Origin of the sequence: Anaerotignum sp. MB30-C6, from assembly GCF_030908465.1 — a bacterium.
GTDB lineage: Bacteria > Bacillota > Clostridia > Lachnospirales > Anaerotignaceae > Chakrabartyella.
This window is the reverse complement of record NZ_CP133078.1, coordinates 2,928,154-2,943,684: the sequence shown is the minus strand read 5'-3', so window position 1 is coordinate 2,943,684 and position 15,531 is coordinate 2,928,154. Positions and strand designations below refer to the sequence as shown.

10 protein-coding genes and 1 tRNA gene are annotated in these 15,531 nt (G+C 40.0%); 8 read left to right on the top strand and 3 right to left on the bottom strand.

Going from position 1 to position 15,531, the window contains the following annotated elements; all coding sequences use genetic code 11:
- Positions 1–87: 87 nt before the first annotated feature.
- The 8 genes from RBQ60_RS14445 to RBQ60_RS14410 all read left to right on the top strand — a co-directional run bounded on the left by RBQ60_RS14445 (position 88) and on the right by RBQ60_RS14410 (position 12,903).
- Positions 88–1,500: a hypothetical protein gene (locus RBQ60_RS14445; RefSeq protein ID WP_307884378.1), complete on the top strand. Its 1,413-nt coding sequence runs from the start codon at positions 88–90 to the stop codon at positions 1,498–1,500.
- Positions 1,487–1,792: an EscU/YscU/HrcU family type III secretion system export apparatus switch protein gene (locus tag RBQ60_RS14440; protein ID WP_307884377.1), complete on the top strand. Its 306-nt coding sequence runs from the start codon at positions 1,487–1,489 to the stop codon at positions 1,790–1,792. The genes RBQ60_RS14445 and RBQ60_RS14440 overlap by 14 nt, the downstream gene beginning before the upstream one ends.
- A gap of 54 nt (positions 1,793–1,846) precedes the next feature.
- Complete coding sequence (locus RBQ60_RS14435; protein ID WP_307884376.1) at positions 1,847–2,455, top strand: PilZ domain-containing protein; 609 nt, start codon at positions 1,847–1,849, stop codon at positions 2,453–2,455.
- Positions 2,442–7,622, top strand: a complete 5,181-nt coding sequence (locus tag RBQ60_RS14430) for an S-layer homology domain-containing protein (RefSeq protein ID WP_307884375.1) — start codon at positions 2,442–2,444, stop codon at positions 7,620–7,622. The genes RBQ60_RS14435 and RBQ60_RS14430 overlap by 14 nt, the downstream gene beginning before the upstream one ends.
- Before the next feature lie 250 nt (positions 7,623–7,872).
- Positions 7,873–8,571: a response regulator transcription factor gene (locus RBQ60_RS14425; RefSeq protein WP_307884374.1), complete on the top strand. Its 699-nt coding sequence runs from the start codon at positions 7,873–7,875 to the stop codon at positions 8,569–8,571.
- A complete protein-coding gene (locus tag RBQ60_RS14420; protein ID WP_307884373.1) occupies positions 8,568–9,797 on the top strand; it encodes a sensor histidine kinase in 1,230 nt (409 codons plus the stop codon). Before RBQ60_RS14425 ends, RBQ60_RS14420 begins: the two co-directional genes overlap by 4 nt.
- Before the next feature lie 63 nt (positions 9,798–9,860).
- Entirely contained in the window at positions 9,861–10,556 is a 696-nt protein-coding gene (locus tag RBQ60_RS14415) for an ABC transporter ATP-binding protein (protein ID WP_307884372.1), read from the top strand.
- Positions 10,540–12,903, top strand: coding sequence for an ABC transporter permease (locus RBQ60_RS14410; protein ID WP_307884371.1), 2,364 nt, complete (start codon positions 10,540–10,542; stop codon positions 12,901–12,903). Before RBQ60_RS14415 ends, RBQ60_RS14410 begins: the two co-directional genes overlap by 17 nt.
- Positions 12,904–13,228: 325 nt before the next feature.
- On the opposite strand, the gene RBQ60_RS14405 is transcribed toward RBQ60_RS14410, so the two are convergent.
- From RBQ60_RS14405 to RBQ60_RS14395, 3 genes are all read right to left on the bottom strand, one after another.
- Positions 13,229–13,301: transfer RNA gene (locus RBQ60_RS14405), tRNA-Arg, on the bottom strand.
- Between the two features lie 361 nt (positions 13,302–13,662).
- Positions 13,663–14,082, bottom strand: coding sequence for a YjdF family protein (locus tag RBQ60_RS14400; protein WP_307884370.1), 420 nt, complete (start codon positions 14,080–14,082; stop codon positions 13,663–13,665).
- Positions 14,083–14,296: 214 nt separating this feature from the next.
- A complete protein-coding gene (locus tag RBQ60_RS14395; protein WP_307884369.1) occupies positions 14,297–15,199 on the bottom strand; it encodes a class I SAM-dependent methyltransferase in 903 nt (300 codons plus the stop codon).
- Positions 15,200–15,531 lie beyond the last annotated feature (332 nt).

Genomic DNA, 15,531 nt, shown 5'->3' with positions numbered 1-15,531 from the left:
AGTTATACCATTTGGTTAATTATACTATATAATTTAATCGACAAAAAGATGTAAATCATAATAGTGAAAAGGAAAGGAAGTGAAATTATGTCAAATGTATTAAAAGTCTCTACCCCTGTTTCTGGATATGAGAATACCTCAAGAACCAATCCTATTTCCACAAATGACCCTAATATTAATAATGTAACGAATATAAATAAGGTTACAAGGCCCGACAGTAAGTCTGCCAATGCAGACTATCAGCAAAATAACTTCGTACAATATCAAAACTCCAATTATGAGGGGTTTTTAAAAATATTAAAAGAAATGCCTTCTACAACGGAGCTTATGGCGGATTTGATGTTTGTAAAAATGGGGAATTTGGTAAGCTCGGGTCTTGGTGAAAACTTTGCCCAAGAAATATCAGAGTTTTTAGAGATGATGAAGTTCTCCAAGGAAGAGCTCCAAGGCTTTTTCAAAAATCAAGCAGGAGAGGCCACAAAGTTTGGCGGAGCTTTTTTCGACTTTTTACGCAATGTCCTTTCTGAGTCAAATTCTTCCGACTTAAATGCCAGAGTTTTAGATTTATTGAAAAAATATAACGACTTTACAGGGAGTAAGCATGTTTTGAATAACATTTTTATTGACCTTTCAAACTTGTTAAAAAACATGCCCAAAAGTTACTCAGAGCAGTTACTAGAAATTGTGGGACGGCTGGATGAAAATGCAAAGCCTGGGGATGTAACTAAAAACTTGGAAATCTTAAAAAAAGAGATTATTCCCTATTTATCAAAATATATTAAATATACAAACGATTTTGGGCGGGTCAGGGATTTGATTTCATCTCTTACTCTAAACATTGCTCGTTACGAAAATGGAAATAAAAATGGATTTATTGATGCATTTGAGGGATTAATGAACTATAATGTAATAAAGGATAAACTTGGGAATATAGATCCTGAAAAGTTTGCCAATGTTTTAATACAAAAATTCTCGGAGGAATCCAGGGGAAATGAATTTAACCAGAAACTAATCAACATTTTAGAAAGAGGTATTCGGGGCGAGGCCGGCTACGAAAATATCGATGTATTTAAAGGCATCCTATCATCCATGCTCTTAAGTGAAAGCGTTTATGTACCATTACTGCATATCATGCTTCCACTAAATATTGATGGAAATATGATGTTTTCTGAGCTTTGGATTGATCCCGATGATGAGGAGGGAATACATGGAGAAAACGAAAGAAAGACAAAACTGTTAATTAAGTTCGACATAAAAGATGTAGGATTTTTTGATTTAATTTTAATGCACAAAAAAGGAAAGATAGATATGCAGGTTTTTTGCCCAGAAAAAATAATTGCCTTGGACAAGGGCATACGGGCAGGACTTACAGAAATATTGGAGAGAAACGGCTTTTCCATCGGTTCTATTTCCGTGGACAAAAGCAAGGCTCCCGTAAGCATATCTGAGGTTTTTCCGAAAATTTACGAAAGGAAAAATACTGTAAATGTCAAGATATAAGGATAAGATTGGTAAAAAGGCAGTGGCCTTAAAATATGACAACGATCAGATTGCGCCAGTTATCGTAGCGGCAGGTATGGGACATATGGCTGAGAAAATTGTGGAGGTTGCATCTGATAATAGTATTCCAGTGTATGAAGATTCATCTTTGGCAACGATTTTATCCAGACTTGAATTAGGTGCTGAGGTTCCCGAGGAGCTATATAAAGCAATCGTTGACATCTATGTATATTTTCTAAAATTTTCACCGAATTTACCGAATGAAGCCGAGGCTGACACGGAGAAAAGGTAGTTTTATTGGACAAATGAAAAATAAATATTTGGGGATCGTTTGGAGGGATAGACCTTGTCAATTAAGTGTATTTTACTAGACGAAAAAAGCAGTGTGATTGATTATGCAGATTTAAGTTTTATGGGAAATGGAGTATCTTTTTTAATACCCTTTGAAGAAGATACTTTAGGTCAGTTCGAAGAAGGAGATAAAGTTATTTTCCAAGTGGAGGATAAATATAATCAAATTTACGATGCAGACATTAGCGAAATTTCCTATGGCAAAATCCATTTAAATGAAGTTAGAAATTTGGCTCCATTATTACATAAAGATGTTAGGGTTGAAGTGGAAATTCAATCAACAATTTTTTATACCGAAGATGGGAGAGATATTCCTGTAGAGGTTAGCTTAAGGGATTTAAGCTGTGGTGGAATGTGTTTTCTTTGTGAAGAAGAGCTAAATATGGATTATGAATACTTATTTATGACTAGTTGGATAGACACACCCATTGTGGTGAAATTTAAAATTTTGCGCAAAGAAGTTGCAAACTATAATATGTTTGCCTACGGATGTGAGTTTTTAGAACTCCTTAGAACAGAGGAAAGTTTGTTGCGGGCAAGTGTCTTTAAGATACAGGCAATGAATTATAGACGGAAAAGGATGGATGAGGATGATGCAGTTTAAAAAGTCAATGCTGAACAAACTGAAGAAGGCTACGGCTTTTGCTTTAGTGAGTGCAATCATTTCGGCAGATTTATGTTTTATACATACAGAAAGTGCCTACGCCGCTTCCTTTAACATGGGAGTTGAAAACCACTGGGCCGAACCGTTTATGCGTAACCTGAATAGTAGAGGGCTGATGAGTGGGGATAAAAATGGGAATATGCATCCTGATAAGCCTATTACAAGAGCGGAATTCATCTCTATTATAAATAGAACTTTTCGCTACAATAAGGCTGGTAAAAACCCCTTTAAAGACGTTAAGGGGTCTGAGTGGTATGCCGATGATATTGCCATTGCATACAACCAGGGATATTTTTCAGGTGATGGTAAAAGCACGGCAAACGCTAAGGGGAATTTGACCAGAGAACAGGCCGTTGCCTTATTGGGCAGAAACTTAAAAATAGAAGAAGCTCCTGGTGTGCAGGATTCTTTTATAGACGGCAAGGCGATTTCTAGCTGGAGTCGGGGGTATGTAAATTCGGCTACGGATAAAGGTTATATTTCCGGATATAAAGATAAGAGCTTTAAGCCCAAAAACTACATAACAAGAGGGGAAGTTGCTAAGGTGCTCTCCGATGCGGTTGGGGAGCTGATTAACACCTCCGGAACAAAATATTTAGGAACCCAAGAAGGAAATGTGACCATTGCCTCCTCTGGCGTTACGTTAAAAGATACCATTATCAAAGGGGATCTTTATATTACCGAAGGGGTTGGCTTAGGTCATACATATTTTGAAAACGTTCATGTTTTGGGGGATGTTATTGTTAGCGGTACAGGAGAAAGCTATGCTGGTAAGAGCAGTATTACCTTCCAAGACAGTACCATTACGAACCTGATTGTAGATGGGACAAGCAAAAACATTAAATCCATTAAGCTAAACGGGAACACCATTGTGGATAAAGCCAAAATCAAGTCAAGCGCTTATTTGGAGGAATTGGCAAGCCGTGGCGGCGGGTTTAAAAAAGTCGAGTTGGATGGACCTAAGAAAACAGAACTGCACTTATCAGGTTTGTTTGATGAAGTGACGGTAAAGGGGCCTGAAAATTATTTGTATCTAGATAAAGAAACCATCCAAACCCTTATCGTGGATGAAGAAGCAGTAGATAGCAAGGTGTTTTTAGATACAGACACCTTTGTGGATAAACTGTACTTGGATGTGGGCATTGAGGTTTCAGGGCGTGGGGAAATTGATTACCTAAAGGTGAACGCGCCAGGCAGCGAGGTTTCCATGCTTCCTGACGAAATAGAAATCAGACCGGGCTTAACTGCCAATATCAACGGAAAGGATATGACCAGCAAGGATGCGGAGGAAGCTTCTGATTCTCCTAGAATTTTAGCTGATTATCCTGAAGTAGATGAAATTGGCCCTACGGAAGCAGTAGCTAAGTTTAAAGTCAACAAACCGGGCACAATTTATTGGGCAGTCACCTATCATGAAAACGGCAGACCCAGCAAAGATGAAATTATTAGCCCTGGAAAGTATAACTCAGAGGTTAAAAAATCTGGTACTTTAAAAGTAGATTCACAAAAAGAATATACAGCGAAGATGACTGGTTTGGAACAAGAAAGTGACTATATTTTATCTGCCGTGTTGGTAGATGATCGAGATGACAGAAGTGATAGGGAAACAGACTATTTTTCTACATTAGACAATAGTAAGGCTGGCTTTATGTCCGGTTATCCTAGGGTTAAGGATGTTGCTGATGTATCGGCTACCCTGGAGTATGTTGCCAATAAAGATAGTGACTTATATTGGGCGGTATACGAAAAGGGACGTCCAGCACCTGACAGCAGAGCTCTAAAATCCCAGAAGCTTTATGGTACAGTGAAAAATGGTGTGGAAGAAGATTGTAAGCGCTTTGAGGGGGATACCCTTCAAGTAGTAGGTCTTAAGGAATTAAACAGCTATGACTGCTATATTCTGTTATCTGATGGATCTAACGAGTCCTCAGTGACAAAGCTTCAATTTACCACAAAGGATGCCACACCCCCTCAGTTTAACTTGGGTTACCCAAAAATCACATCTTCTGAAAAAAATAGTGCGGAGATTGGCGTTAGTTTAAATGAGGAAGGCCTGGTTTACTATGCAATTTACCTTGGGGGAACACCATTCCCTGTGCAAGAGCAGGCAAATGTAGAGCCTCCTGTCATTACTTCAGAAGAAGCAAAACAACAGATTGTGAAAGGTAAGGGTGCCGAAAAGAGCGGCAAGTCCTCAAACTTGAAAGGCGACACACCTACCAATATTAAATTTTCAGGGCTTAAGCCTGAAGAAGAGTATGATGTTTATCTCGTTGCTCAAGACAAAAGTGGCAACTTTTCAGAAATCAAAAAGATTACAATTGAAGCAAAGCCTGATTTCATTGAAGAGTACCCACAGATACGTACAGTAAAGAATTTTTCTGCGGATATGGCGATTAATGTAACAAAAAATTGTAAGGCTTACTGGGCAGTATTGCCAAAGAGCAGTGTTGCGCCAAATGCCAATAATTTGAAAACACAAACCGTATCTGGTGCAACAAATAAAGGTATCGTTGAAGAATGTAAGAAAAATGAGGAACTGATTTTAACGGTAGACAACTTGAAAGAGTTCACCGAGTATGAGTTCTATATTCTTGTTTCCGATGGCCTCACAGATTCGGAAATTTCAAAAATTAATTTCCAAACAGCAGATTTATCTGCACCTATTTTTGCTAATGGATACCCTGTGCTAGATAAGGTTGGGGATAAGTCCATAGATGTTAAGGTTAAAGTGGATGAAGATGCAACCATTCATTATGTTTTGTGTAAAAAAAGTGATACATTCCCATTGCCCGTTCCTCCCAGCACGGAGAAGCCTGCTTTAGATTCTGATGAAGCGAAAAATCAGGTTGTTCTTGGCAATAGTGGTATCAAAAGTGGTAAGATCAATGCCAAACAAAACGTGGAAGGTAAAATTAGCTTAACTGGTTTAACACCAGAAACACCCTATGACCTTTTCATTGTAGCAAAGGATAAATTTAACAATATTTCCAATGTTGTATATATGGATATAAAAACGGCGGACTTTACAGCACCTAAGGCTACATTAGAATTTGAAGAAACCATTAGTGGTGATGTGGTAGCAGGTAGTGAAATTCGCATTAGGTTTAGTGAAGAGGTTGTGGATAACGCAACAAAGAAAAAATTATCCGCCATTGACAAAGGGGATTTGGGGCAAAACATTGCCCTCTACGATTTATCTGCTCTTAGAAGGCCAGCCATAGACATAGACTTCACAAAAGTGCTTGTTGAGGATGTGGATGGGGCTACCGTGGTTACCTTCCCTAAGGGGATTCTAAGCCTAAATAGTGCAAACACATATGAGTTTGAACTGAATAAAATCGCAGACACCTCGGGAAATAGAATGGATGAAAAAACCCTATTGCCTTCTTTCAGCACTGTTGCACCAATGGTGGAAATTCTGGAAACAATTTCAGCAGTGGGCATGGATATGTCTTTTGAGTTAATCCCTCAGATTTCTGAAACAAACGATAATATTTTTTATGATATTATATTCCAAAGCAGTGAAAAAGTAGGCTTTGAAGTTTACGAAAAACCTTTGGGAAGTGCAACTTTCACCAAGGTTACGTCTGCCACTGGCGAAAGTGTTGTGATTGTTGAGAAGGACAAGTCTATTTCTCTTCAAAATATCAAAGATAAAATTTTGGATGATGAATTGACTTATAGATACGATAAGTTCAAAGACTTGAAACAGACGGAATATGGTATAAGGATTGTATCTATTAACGGTGAAACAGATAGACAAGGGTGGGAAAGCACAATTAACTTTGGCGTGAAGTGCGTTATAGGTAGTATTTCCGGTCTTAGCCCTGTTTCTGATAATCCAACGGAAAGATTTACTGAAGCCTTAAACGAGGGCAAAGTAACTGTTGTGAATTATCCAAAGGATTTCAACGTAAAAGTTTATTTTACGGATACCATTGTTCCCGCTTTTGAAGTTGGATACCCCAAACTTGGGGTTACACAGATTGGTGATACCATTGTAAGGCCAATTGTGAAAACAACAAAAAAGGCAACATTCTATTACCTCATTGCAAGGGAAGGGACTGTTTCAAATCCTACCGCTGACGGAATTATGAGCGGAAAATACAAACCGCAGGATGGGGTTTATGGTAGCTTCAACGTTGTCAGTGGGCAGACAGAATATGAGTTTAGAATTGAAGGGCTAAAGCCTGAAGTAAACTATGTGATGTACTGTTTCTTGAAGGGAACCCCTGCGGCAACATCATCACCTATGGTGGAAATGCCATTTAGAACAGTGCCTGTTGCACCACCTAAACTAGACAGCGTATTTGTTCGTGATAGGCTAGAAAATTCAGCGATTATAGAGATGGCTCTTGATAAAGAGGCAGATATCGACTGGATTGTATTCAGCCAAAACTCCATGCCAACTGATGCAGCCCTTATAGCCAATGGTTACAGTTTAATCCGAAAGATAGAAGAAAATATTGCCTACAGGCCTATTGATGCTGGTTCTGCAACTGCCAAAATTACCAAGGGCGACAGCTTAGCCAGAGCAACCATAACCATTTACAATATCGAAAGAGATGTATACTATAATTTCTATGCTGTTGCCAAGAGCCCTGTGGGCGGTGGAGATTCGGCACTGATTAAAGTGGAGAACATTACTCCTGCGGATAAGACCAGACCTACATTAGATACACCTACAGTAATCACAAACTATGGGAATTCTTATGCTGGAAGTTCATATAGGGGTACGGTAACCCTAACATTCTCTGAACCTATGTTTTATATTGAAAAAGAAGGGCAACCATTAAGACCTCTTGATATTAATACTTTTAAAGAGGGGTTGGAAATTGGCCTTGATTCTACAGATGATTCTGGAGACCTAAGGCTTGAGGTTATTTCTTTTAAAACAGCAAGTACAGACGATGGAACAAGGGCATTGATCTCTGCCACAGTAAAATTCTCAAATGTTTATAATAACTCGGTTATTTACTTCCCTTATGCTTTGTCGGATAAAAATACCAACATTGCTGGTTATCTCTATATGAAATTCATTGATATGGAAGTACAGGGACAGAACAGAGTTGATTCCTATTGGGAGCATGAGTTTATTTCCTAGGAAGAAGTTTAATTTGATATTCTAAAAGGCAGACAACAATTGTCTGCCTTTTTTTTGCAATATTTTTTTAGAATGAGATACTGGAAGAAACTTGTAGCCAGCTAAGAATTGAAATATAATGATGACAAAGAGGGGCTCCCCTTTTCAATTCAAAGCCCCAGATTTTGATATGGTGCAAGCTGGTTCCCAAAAAACAAGTTGAGTTGGTAATGTGTAAAAGGCATTCGGTTTACGAAGAAAGGGTGGCAACATGAGTAGGATACTACTATTAGAAGACGACGTAAGCTTAATTGACGGACTAGAATATTCCCTGAAAAAAAACGGCTTTGATGTTGAGGTTGTACGTACAGTAAGGGACGCACTGGCTCGTTTAAAGGGTATCGATGATTTGGATTTGCTGCTTCTTGATGTTACTTTGCCTGATGGAACAGGTTTTGAAGTTTGTGAAAAGGTTAGAAGCCAAAGTAGTATAATTCCCATCATTTTCTTAACGGCTTCAGATGAGGAGGTCAATATCATCAGAGGTCTGGACAGTGGTGGCGACGATTATATCACAAAGCCCTTTAAGCTAGGAGAACTTTGCTCACGCATTCGGGCCTTGCTACGCAGGGCTGGTTCGTTGAGTAAGAATCTTCCAAATTCAATTTGCTGTGGAGATATAGAAATAGACCTTTTGGCTAGCCGTGTGCTACTAGGGGGGAAAGCACTGGAATTGACAAGTGGGGAATATCGCCTGCTGTGCTTATTGGTGCGAAATGCAGGCCGGGTTGTGACACGAACCACCATACTCAATGAATTATGGGACTCCACTGGGGATTTTGTGGATGATAACACCTTGTCCGTGTACGTGCGGCGATTACGGGAGAAGGTGGAATTTGACCCTTCCCACCCGAAGCACTTGATTACCGTTAGAGGGTTTGGATATCAGTGGCGAGGGGTGTTGAAATGAGTCCATTTCGAGATAAACAAGTACAAAACTTGGGGTTATTTCTCCTTATATTTATTCTGGTGCTACTTTTGACGGGAGTGCTGCTTCACGGATGGCAAACGAAGGCGGCCGGTAGGATGATTCTATCCCATGATAGTGCCGTAGCAAGCTCCCTTTTAGAGCAAGGGGTTTCAAAGGAGGTCATTGCAGCGGCAATTACAAACACCCAAAGTAGTACAGCGGGGGTGGATTTTTTAGCGCAACTTGGCATTACGAAAAATAGCCCTATTTCCTTTATACCTTACGCTACCCAATTTCAAGGAGTATCTCTGCAATCCTTTTTCCTTGCAGGCGTATTGCTGTCGATTTTCCTTGTGAGCGGTGTCCTACACTTCCTTTGGCAAAGAGAACGGCTCTACCAACAGGCGGCCGGTATTGTTAATAATTATAGTAGTGGTGATTATTCCCAGCGCCTCCCCCAAGTAAAGGAGGGGACAATTTATCAGATGTTTACCTCCATTGAACAGCTTGCTACCATGCTTCAGTCAGAGAATGATGCAGTGTATCGGTCAAAGGAGTTTTTAAAAAACACAATTTCTGATATTTCTCATCAGCTTAAAACACCCTTAGCGGCCCTTGCCATGTATCAAGAGATTATCCAAAACGAAGGAGACAACCCAAGGGTTGTAAAGGAATTTTCACTAAAGGCGGGATTGTCTATAGACCGTATGGAGCAACTCATCCAGTCCATGTTGAAAATCACTCGATTAGATGTGGGAACCATTGTTTTTGAAAAAAAGAAACGAAACATTTACGATTTGGTACTTACTTCCCTTAGCCAGCTGACAACAAGGGCAAAAAAAGAAGGGAAAGAGATTGTTTTCCAGGGGGATCCTCTGGAAATGCTCATTTGTGATTCAGTGTGGACGGGGGAAGCAGTCGGGAACCTTGTGAAAAATGCCTTGGATCATACGGAAGTTGGTGGCATCATTCGTATTTCATGGGAGCGAACTCCATTTATGACTAGAATACAGATTTCCGACAATGGACAGGGCATCAATCCTCAAGATATTCATCATATTTTTAAGCGGTTTTATCGCAGCAAGCATTCGTTAGAAAGGCAAGGCGTGGGTTTGGGGCTTCCTTTGGTAAAAGCTATTGTAGAGGGGCAAGGTGGTAATCTGTCTGTTCAAAGCAGGGAAAATGAGGGCACCACCTTCATCCTTTCCTTCCTTACAGAAATGTAAGCTTACATTCACCTAATTGTAAGCTGCAGCTGATAGTCTTTTAGGAAAGGAGGTACGAAGAGAATGGAGATATTAAAGGTAGAAGATTTATGCAAAACCTATGGTGAAGGAGAGGTTAGGGTTGACGCTTTGAAAGGCGTGTCCTTTTCTTTGGAAAAAGGTGAGTTTACAGCAGTGGTGGGGGAGTCTGGTTCCGGCAAGAGTACATTGCTCAATTGCATCGGTGCCTTAGATGCACCCACCTGGGGAACCATCCTTATGGATGGGCAAAACTTATTTTCCATGAAAGAGGAGGAACGTACCATCTTTAGGCGACGTAATATTGGCTTTGTGTTTCAATCCTTTCAGCTTGTGCCAGAGCTAACCGTTGAGCAAAATGTAATGTTCCCGCTTCTTTTGGATTACCAAAAGCCTAAGGCTTCTGACATAGAGGAGATATTGGACTTATTAGGCCTTACCAATCGCCGCCATCATTTGCCCAGTCAATTATCTGGGGGACAGCAACAGCGTGTGGCCATAGGCCGTGCTTTAGTTACAAAACCCAAATTGATTTTAGCCGATGAGCCTACGGGTAATCTTGATATGAAAAACAGTCAAGATGTGATAGAGCTTTTGACTAGGGCAGCAAGACAGTATCAGCAAACGATTTTGATGATTACCCATAACAATAACCTAACGGCTTCGGTGGATCGTGTGTTGCGTGTAACAGATGGAGTGCTTACGGATTTGGGAGGGAAAGCTAATGAAAAGCTATCTTGATCTTGTTTCCATTGCTGCAAAAATCCGCAAGAAGCAAAATAGAATGTCTGTATTTTGTATTATTTTGGCGGTATTTCTGGTAACAGTTATCTTTGGTATGGCTGATATGTTTATACGTAGCCAGATGTTACAGATACAAAAGGATGAGGGGACGTGGCACGTGGGAGTCCACGGGATAAGCGATGAGGGCACAAGCTTGATTTCCCATCGCCCCGATGTGGAGGCCACTACGTGGTACGATATATTTAATTATAATGGAGATGAGGGATACACCCTATCAGATAAAAGTGTTATTATTGGCGGAAGTGACGAGAGCTTTATCACTCAAATGCAGGTGGATTCCATCATCGAAGGAGTGTTTCCTAAAACAAGCACCGAGGCCATCGTCACAGAAAATACCAAGGAGATGTTGAACCTTGAGCTGGGTGAGGAGATTGTGATCCATACCCCCCAAGGGTCAGACCTTACGTATACCATTTCTGGCTTTATGAGAAGTTCCCCCAAAATCATGCGGGAGGATTCCTATGGTATATTTCTAACCACAGAAAGCTTCCGTTCTTTTCGTCTTGGCGCCAAAGCAGGGGAACCTGCTGACTATAATCGCCTTCTTCTGATAAAGTTTATGAAGAGTGCTGAAATACAAGACTCTATTACCCAAATAAAATCCCAGTTTGGCTTGCCAGAAAAGCAGGTTATGGAAAACACAACTTTGCTGGGGTTAATGGGCGAAAGTGGAGATCTTTTTATGCTTCAGATCTATGGGACTGCTGGGGTTTTGTTTGTGCTGGTGATGTTGGCAGGTATACTCATGATTGCCAGCAGTCTAAACAGCAATATTGCGGAGCGAACACAGTTTTTTGGCATGATACGTTGTATCGGTGCAACGCCAAAGCAGACCATGGCACTGGTACATAAAGAGGCCTTGGGCTGGTGTAAATTCGCCATTCCCTCGGGTGTGGCGGCAGGTGTGGTTGTAATATGGTTCTTATGCTTTCTTTTACGTTATCTGAGCCCTGCCTATTTTGGTGCAATGCCTAAGTTTGATGTTAGTCTTCCCAGTATTGCAGCTGGAGTTTTCATAGGTATTTTAACGGTTCTTCTCGCCGCACGTTCCCCTGCGAAGCGGGCTTCAAAGGTTTCGCCCCTTGCTGCTGTATCAGGTCATGCAAATAATTTGCAGCCAGTGAAAAAGGCGGCGAATACAAGGGTATTCAGGGTGGATACAGCTTTGGGCATACACCATGCAAAATCCAGCAAGAAGAACTTTATTCTAATGGTTGGTTCATTCTCCCTAAGCATTGTATTATTTCTGTCCTTTTCTGTAACCGTTGATTTTATGAAGTATGCAGTGACACCCATACAACCCTGGTCGCCGGATATTTCAATCATCTCTGCAGATTCTAGCTGCTCCATTGACAAGGAAATTTTAGAGGAGCTGCGTGAAAACCCCGTAGTGAAAAAGGCTTATGGAAGTATGTTTGCTAATAATATACCTATCTCCCACGGGGAACAGGTAGAGGCAGTGGATTTGGTTTCCTATGAGGAGCATCAGCTTGAATGGGCCCAAAAGTATCTCATTGACGGTTCTTTAGAGAGTATCCAAAAAGAGAGCAGTACTGGGTTAATTGTCTATGACACCGAGAATACGGTACAAGTTGGAGATGTGGTGACGTTAGACTACCATGGACAGTCAGAAAAGATAACCATTGTGGGAATGCTTTCAGATGCGCCCTTTGACAATAAGGCGGGTGACTTAGGAACAATCATCTGCTCTGAAGATACCTTCACCCAGTTGACAAAGCAAAGGGATTATACCGTTATTGATGTGCAACTGACGAAAAAGGCCACAGATGCAGATGTTAATGCAATCCATAAAGCAGTAGGCACAAAACATACTTTTTCAGATAGTCGCTTGGGAAACCGTAGTGCCGTGGGAACCTTTTATTCCTTCGGATTGTTTATTTATGGATTTTTGTGCGTTATCGCATTAATTACCATATTCAACATCGTAAACAGTATTGCAATGAGCGTTTCCGCACGAATGAAGCAGTACGGCGCTTTCCGTGCAATTGGTTTGAGCGATGGCCAACTTACTAGGATGATTGTCGCAGAAGCCTGTACTTATGCTGTGGTGGGCTTTATCTGCGGAGGTGCCTTGGGTATCATGCTAAATAAAATTTTATTTCAAAAAATGGTCACTTTTCATTGGGGCATGGCGTGGAGCGTTCCATTAGTGGAACTTGGCCTCGTCATGGTCATTATTGTTGTTTCCGTTATCCTTGCGGTAAGAGGGCCTGTTAAGCGGATTAAAAAAATGTCTATTGTTGACACTATCAGTGCTCAGTAACCGCGTTTCCAAAACATTGAGAAAGCAGGCTCAAAGGAAAAAGAGAAAGTAAGGGCGTGGGTATGAACTGCCCTTGCTTTTTTCTGTTCTGCCTGTTGTTATTTATGGCCTTAATTTGTGGTGAAATTGATAATTTTTAGAGGGTACTTTGACTAAAGTCGTTCGTATTTCAAACCAGTGGTTTTTAACATTCTGCTAAAATAAAATATTTTAGTTGTTTACGAACTTTTGGGGTAATAAGGCACCATTCAGACACTTACGTACATAACTTTTCAATTAAAAGAAAAAAGCCCTTAGAAACCTTGATTTCTAGGGATTTTTTTACTGCACTCTACAGGATTCGAACCTGCGGCCTTTCGGTCCGGAGCCGAACGCTCTATCCCCTGAGCTAAGAGTGCATAAACGGTACAGTTTATTTTACATGGAATAGTAAGGTATGTCAAACTTTTCTGTGTTGTTTTTAGCCACATGAAAGATAAATAACAGATAGCAGATGTTTCTAAGGTTTCTTTCTAATTATTTATTTGCAATAATATCACAAAAAGGGGAAATCTGTAAGCTGATTTGGAACTAACACAAGAGCGTTATGTACGGGTGCCCCTGATTAAAAGGATTAGCCTGTTTTAGAGTAGAAAAAAACGCGGAGCAATATCCTCTATGCTTCGGTTTGAATGTTATGCAGGAAAAAAGCCGTCCTTCTATAGGCACAAAAAGTCCTATTTTTTTAAAGAATATAGGGGCAATAAAAAAATACAGAGGTTAATGACCTCTGTGTTTTTCTTTTCGCTTTTTCTGCTTTAACTGAAATTTACGGGCCTTTTCCCCCTCTTTTTGTTCCTTTGTATACTTTTTTCGTTCCAGTTTATTTTGTTCATGTTGTAGTTTTAGAGCCTGTTGTGCTTTTGTTCCAACGCCAGTATTTTGCACCTGCTTTTTTATTTGCCGTTGCATTCTTTTGGGGTTCATTCGCTCCTTTAAAAGCGGATTTGCTTTTGTAGAGGGACTAAATCGTAGCCTCCCAAAGTTTTTGAGTAAGAATTCATAAACTTCATAATCTTTTGGTTCTGCTCCGAATGTAATTTTACAAATCTGATATTGGCCATCATATTCCCGTTCATAAATACCTACCCAAAAGGGGGCTTCAAAACAAATAGTGACGATAAAATTAGTCTTCTCCATGGTGTTCCTCCTTTATTTTGAAATACAAAGAAGGGACAACCAAGGAGGCAGGTTACTGACAGCTTTTGCTGCGTCCGGACTACCAACCGGAACTGTGTTTTTATCTTTGCAACATGATTGTACTGCAGTTTTTTCTTTCGGTCAAATAGATTCTCTATTGCTTAAGGTCTTTTATAGACAAAAGTGTTGAAAATGCTACCATAAAATTTTGTTTCTATTTTTTAATTGCTAGGCAGTAGTTCACGTTATCTGCGGCTTTCATTTTATGGTTAGGGTTATGGGTATTATATTCAGAAAAAAATTGTACTGTTATTTCTTGTGGTGCTAAATGTTCATAAATTAAAAAGCCGCAATCACAAAGAATTTGCTCCATTTCACCATAGGAATAATTGGCAAGCATGGGTTCCTTGGCACCCTGGGCTAACTGCTGCAATTGGTTTGTTTGGGTGGATTCCTCGTCTTTGCTAGGATAATCAAAGACCAGAGAACTGCCTTTGGGTAAAAGGTCACCAAGGGAGACAAGCATAGTCTCAAAGTCTTCTCTAGGTAGATAATAAAGCAAACCGAGCATACTGCAAAAGCTTATCTTGTTTTTATCAAAATAATTATTTTCCCTCAGAGGGGAAATCCAGTCCTTTTGCTGAAAATCAACATGGATATAACGAATGTTATCGGGAATTTCAACCTCCCCCCTTTCCAAACGTTCTTGTTTATCTTTGGCGGTAGCAGGATGATCCAGTTCAAAAATATGAAGTTTTCTTGCCCAATCAGGTTGACGATAGGCAAAGCTATCCAAACCAGCTGCTAAAACAATATACTGCTGTGTGCCGAGAAGGGAAGCCCCTTGTAAAGCCTTTTCGGCAAATGCAGCCCGACCCAAGGGGGAGGCAGACAGCTTATTGTCCACAATCCAACGCAAGGCTTCTTCTTCACTCCCCTGAAAACTGGGATAAAAGAAGGGGATACCGTTTGCCATATTCCTTGAGATTTCTTGATAGTCTTCCTCACCTAAAAGAATCTTTGCCACGGGATCATTAAAAATTTTGTGGCTGTTGTTTTGCGTATGGTAGGCTCTAGAAAATGCGCTCACCATGGCGGTCATGCTTTTTTCTTTCATAAAATCACTCCTCTCTATTTAGAAATACATCAACTAAGAGATGAATACAAGACTTGAAAAAATTACCATTTCGTGGTATAGTAAGTATATAAATAAGAATTTTTTTTCAACCATCTCAATTTGAGATGGCTTTTTTTATGTATAGAAAGGAATTCTTTGAGGATACATGATAAAGAACAGGAGCATGAAAAAACATTTGGACAATAGTTAACGATTATCAACATAAATTTGAATAGATAGTATCGATTTTTGTCATATTCGCCGATAAAATAAAAGAAAATTCAAGACTGTGTGAAAAATATTATATGTATCCTTTGAAAACCCTTTGTTAT

Coding starts and splice junctions, on each gene's coding strand:
- RBQ60_RS14400 (WP_307884370.1), bottom strand. CDS start 14,082: ATGGAGAAGACTAATTTTATCGTCACTATTTGTTTTGAAGCCCCCTTT.
- RBQ60_RS14425 (WP_307884374.1), top strand. CDS start 7,873: ATGAGTAGGATACTACTATTAGAAGACGACGTAAGCTTAATTGACGGA.
- RBQ60_RS14410 (WP_307884371.1), top strand. CDS start 10,540: ATGAAAAGCTATCTTGATCTTGTTTCCATTGCTGCAAAAATCCGCAAG.
- RBQ60_RS14420 (WP_307884373.1), top strand. CDS start 8,568: ATGAGTCCATTTCGAGATAAACAAGTACAAAACTTGGGGTTATTTCTC.
- RBQ60_RS14445 (WP_307884378.1), top strand. CDS start 88: ATGTCAAATGTATTAAAAGTCTCTACCCCTGTTTCTGGATATGAGAAT.
- RBQ60_RS14415 (WP_307884372.1), top strand. CDS start 9,861: ATGGAGATATTAAAGGTAGAAGATTTATGCAAAACCTATGGTGAAGGA.
- RBQ60_RS14395 (WP_307884369.1), bottom strand. CDS start 15,199: ATGAAAGAAAAAAGCATGACCGCCATGGTGAGCGCATTTTCTAGAGCC.
- RBQ60_RS14440 (WP_307884377.1), top strand. CDS start 1,487: ATGTCAAGATATAAGGATAAGATTGGTAAAAAGGCAGTGGCCTTAAAA.
- RBQ60_RS14430 (WP_307884375.1), top strand. CDS start 2,442: ATGATGCAGTTTAAAAAGTCAATGCTGAACAAACTGAAGAAGGCTACG.